Source organism: Phenylobacterium sp. (assembly GCF_036402295.1).
Classification (GTDB): Bacteria; Pseudomonadota; Alphaproteobacteria; order Caulobacterales; family Caulobacteraceae; genus Phenylobacterium.
Genome location: NZ_DASWTE010000163.1, coordinates 1 through 3,398, shown reverse-complemented (window position 1 = coordinate 3,398; position 3,398 = coordinate 1). Strand labels below are relative to the sequence as shown.

Below are 3,398 nucleotides of genomic sequence, written 5' to 3'. Positions count from 1 at the left end.
TCTCGATGTGGCCGCGGCCCCAGGTCTGGACGGTCTTCACGATGGGCGTCAGCGAGCGGCCGTAGTCGGTCAGTGAATAGATCACCGGCGCCGGAACCTCGCCGGTCTCCTCGCGCGCCACGATGTCGTCGGCGATCAGCTCGCGCAGCTGTTCGGTCAGCACCTTCTGCGAGATGGCCGGCATCTTCTGGCGCAGGCCCGCGAAGTGGCGCGGCTCCTCGGCCAGCCAGTAGATGATGATCAGCTTCCACTTCGAGCCCATCGCCGCCAGCGCGGCGGTGAGCGGGCAGTCGCTGACGGGGTTGCGGCGGCGGGGGGCGTCCATCGTTACCTGCAGGTGCCTTCTCGTGGGCGGGCGGCGGCGTAGGCTAGCGTCCGGCCCGCCGCACAGCCCGGGGAGCCCATGATAGCCCACGTCCTGACCCGCCGGATCAAGCACGTCCTGCTGTCGATCGCGCTGGCCTGCGCGCCGCTCACGGCCCGCGCCGCCGAAAGTCCCAGCGACGCCGCGCGCGCCTTCGACTTCGAATTCGGCGCCTGGACCATGCACCTGAAGCGCCTGGCGAAACCGCTGAGCGGCTCCACAGAATGGATCGAGTACGAGGGCGCCTCGGTCGTCCACAAAGTCTGGGGCGGCGCGGCCAACCTGGGCGAGATCGACGTGACGGGTCCGGCCGGCCGCATCCAGGGCATGAGCCTGCGCCTCTACGAACCGGCCACCGGCCAGTGGCATGTCCGCTTCGCCAACGCCCGCACCGGCGAACTCGGCCAGCCGATGATCGGCGGCTTCAAGGACGGCCGCGGCGAGTTCTACAATCAGGAGACGTTCGACGGCCGCCCGGTGTTCGTGCGGTTCGTCTTCTCCGACATCACGCCCGCGGCGTTCCGCCTGGAACAGGCGTTCTCGGCCGATGGCGGCAGGACCTGGGAGGCCAATTGGATCGCGACCTTCAGGAAGGTGGGCTGACGATCTTCGGCCGCTTCCACGCCCGCCCGGGCTGCGAGGCCGCGGTCGCCGCCGCCATCGCCGAGGTGGTCCCGCCGACGCGCGCCGAGCCCCTCTGCCTCGGGATCGAGGGCTATGCCGACACCCGCGACGCGGCGCTGTTCTTCATCCACTCGCGGTGGCCCGACGAGGCGGCCTTCGAGGCTCACGCGGCGCTGCCCCACACCGTCCGCTTCCTGGAAACCGTCCGGCCGCTGGTCGATCACCCGCTGGACGTGCGGCGCGCCCGACGGACGGCCTAGGCGCCGCTACTGCCGGATCGTCTGCAGCGCCTGGGCCTTCTCGGTCAGGTCGCGGTCCTCGTTCTTCCGGATCTGCAGTTCCTGCGCCTGCGCGCAGACGCGCGTCTTCATCCGGCTGCCCACCAGGGTCTCCTTGCGGCAGACGAGGCCGTCCTTGTTCGGCTTACCGGCCTTCGCCGGCGGCGCGTTCGGCGCGGTGAACGACGTGACCGGCGCCGTGCTCTGGAGCATCGCGGCGAGCATCAGCGAAACCATGCGATCCCCCTAGGGTCTACGTACGGCGGATACGCCACCGTTCGTTGAAACGATGCACCGTCTGTTGCGTCCTGGCGAGGATTTCAGTTCGCCCCGCCCGCCTTCGCCGTCCCCGCCTCGGCCCGGTCGGCCGCGCGGCTGCCGCCCAGGATGCCCGGCATGGCGTAGTTCCCTTCGTGGCAGGCGTACTCGTAGACCTGACCGTCCAGCGCCGCGAACTCGTACTCGCCGCCCCAGGGCTTGTCCCACACGCTCGGGGCCTCGACGGTGAAGGCGTAGCTCAGCCGGTCCTTCGCCACGCGGCGGAACCGCTCGGTCACCTTCAGGTCCTCCCAGGCGCCGAAGAACGCCTGCGCCTGCGGGAAGTTGGTGGTCTCCACCACCAGAGTGTCGCCTTCGTACCAGCCGACGGAGTCGCCGAACCACGGCCGGATCGACGCTGCCCGATGCTCCCGCGAGTTCAGGCGCACCACGCGCGCGTCGTGCACCATCTCCACCACGATGACGACGGCGTCGGTCCCCTGCACGATCGAATAGTTGTTGTTGTAGAAGCCGTTGGACATCATCGGCGGCGGCCCGTTGCGCCCGAACGACGTCAGGCAGCGGTCCGCCAGGCTCATCTCCTCCGGATTGTTGTAGCGGCGTGCGGTCTGCTGGTCCTCGCCGAACAGGGCCGCGGCCCCGTACTGGTCGAGGTAGTAGGGCGAGCCGGTGAACGTCCGCATCTCGGCGGCCGACACCTTCGAGCCGGCGCGCGGGGCGGGGACCTGGCCGTCGGGCGTGGTGATCAGGCTGGTCCGGGGCTCGCCGCGCACCCGCATGACCCGCAGGCCCGGATCGAGGAAGCCGCGGTTGTAGCCGCCCACCGTGCCGTCCTGGATCGTGGGCGCGTTGGGATCGGTCCGCTGGTTGCCCTTCTCGATCTGCGCCGCGGCCGCGGTCTCGATCTTCGCGACCTCCTCGGCCGTCATCGCCAGCCGCCCGCCATACTGCGCCGGCCGCGTCTGCGACGTCATGGTGGCGTTGGTCCAGTTGCCCTCGAGGTCGGGGCGCTTCGCCTGGGCCAGCGCCGTCGTCGCCAGCAGCAGCGTCCCCAAGCCAAGCGCGATCGCCGTCGTCTTCATGGCCTCGTCCTCCCGGGCGGGAGCATCGCGCCGGGCAGGGCTGGGCGGCAAGGGCCATGACGCGTTGAAAGTGCTAAACGGTCCTCGACGCATCCAGCCCACGCGGAACCGATGGTGGCGACCAAGCACCGCATCTACACGACGAGCTTCGCCAGCGTGTACCCGCACTACATCGCCAAGGCGGAGAAGAAGGGGCGCACCAAGGCCGAGGTGGACCAGATCATCCGTTGGCTGACGGGCTTCAGCCAGGCCGAGCTCGACGCCCATATCGCAGGCCGGTCCGACTTCGAGACCTTCTTCGACCAGGCCTCGAAGAACCCTGCCCGGACCCAGATCAAGGGCGTGGTCTGCGGCGTCCGCGTCGAGGAAATCGCCGAGCCGCTGATGCGCGAGATCCGCTACCTGGACAAGCTCATCGACGAACTCGCCAAGGGCCGGCCGGTGGAGAAGATCCTGCGAGGATAGGGGGCGATCTCCCCACGCGTGTCATCCCGGTTTGGGCGAAAGCCCAAGACCGGGACCCATTGGACTCGGCGCTTGGTGAGGATCTGCTGCGTCCTGCTACCGCCGGCGAGCTCAATGGGTCCGGTCTTCGCCTGCCGGCGAACCGGGATGACAAAGAAAGTTGAGATGGAAATGGCGCCTTACGTCCGTTTCTGACGTAGGGCCGTGTTCCACTGCCCGCATGTCCGGCCCCCCGCCCGAGATCGACGAAGCCGACGTCTTCCTGGCGAAGCTCGCCAGGCTCGACCTGCGCGCCGCGCAGCACGT

General features: G+C 69.2%; 6 protein-coding genes. 3 read left to right on the top strand and 3 right to left on the bottom strand.

Annotated elements, in window-relative coordinates; translation table 11 throughout:
- Nucleotides 1-325, bottom strand: a 325-nt coding sequence (locus VGD44_RS10320; RefSeq protein WP_331086591.1) for a helix-turn-helix domain-containing protein, incomplete at its 3' end; no start/stop codon positions are given.
- 78 nt (nucleotides 326-403) lie between these two features.
- Here VGD44_RS10320 and VGD44_RS10315 point away from each other — a divergent pair.
- Together VGD44_RS10315 and VGD44_RS10310 are read left to right on the top strand one after the other, a co-directional pair.
- Nucleotides 404-967, top strand: coding sequence for a hypothetical protein (locus VGD44_RS10315; protein ID WP_331086589.1), 564 nt, complete (start codon nucleotides 404-406; stop codon nucleotides 965-967).
- A complete protein-coding gene (locus VGD44_RS10310) occupies nucleotides 937-1,248 on the top strand; it encodes a putative quinol monooxygenase (protein ID WP_331086587.1) in 312 nt (103 codons plus the stop codon). Before VGD44_RS10315 ends, VGD44_RS10310 begins: the two co-directional genes overlap by 31 nt.
- 6 nt (nucleotides 1,249-1,254) lie before the next feature.
- On the opposite strand, the gene VGD44_RS10305 is transcribed toward VGD44_RS10310, so the two are convergent.
- On the bottom strand, nucleotides 1,255-1,503 hold the full coding sequence (locus tag VGD44_RS10305) for a hypothetical protein (protein WP_331086585.1): 249 nt from the start codon (nucleotides 1,501-1,503) through the stop codon (nucleotides 1,255-1,257).
- A gap of 83 nt (nucleotides 1,504-1,586) precedes the next feature.
- The gene (locus tag VGD44_RS10300; RefSeq protein WP_331086583.1) at nucleotides 1,587-2,627 is read right to left on the bottom strand and encodes a hypothetical protein; all 1,041 of its coding nucleotides are present in this window, start codon (nucleotides 2,625-2,627) and stop codon (nucleotides 1,587-1,589) included.
- Between the two features lie 114 nt (nucleotides 2,628-2,741).
- Here VGD44_RS10300 and VGD44_RS10295 point away from each other — a divergent pair, with 114 nt between their 5' ends.
- Nucleotides 2,742-3,092 (top strand): DUF2200 domain-containing protein, encoded by a 351-nt coding sequence (locus VGD44_RS10295; protein WP_331086581.1) that lies wholly within the window; start codon nucleotides 2,742-2,744, stop codon nucleotides 3,090-3,092.
- Nucleotides 3,093-3,398: the final 306 nt, after the last annotated feature.

Bases quoted from the DNA above. Each gene is read 5' to 3' on its own strand.
- VGD44_RS10315 (WP_331086589.1), top strand. From the start codon at position 404: ATGATAGCCCACGTCCTGACCCGCCGGATCAAGCACGTCCTGCTGTCG.
- VGD44_RS10300 (WP_331086583.1), bottom strand. From the start codon at position 2,627: ATGAAGACGACGGCGATCGCGCTTGGCTTGGGGACGCTGCTGCTGGCG.
- VGD44_RS10305 (WP_331086585.1), bottom strand. From the start codon at position 1,503: ATGGTTTCGCTGATGCTCGCCGCGATGCTCCAGAGCACGGCGCCGGTC.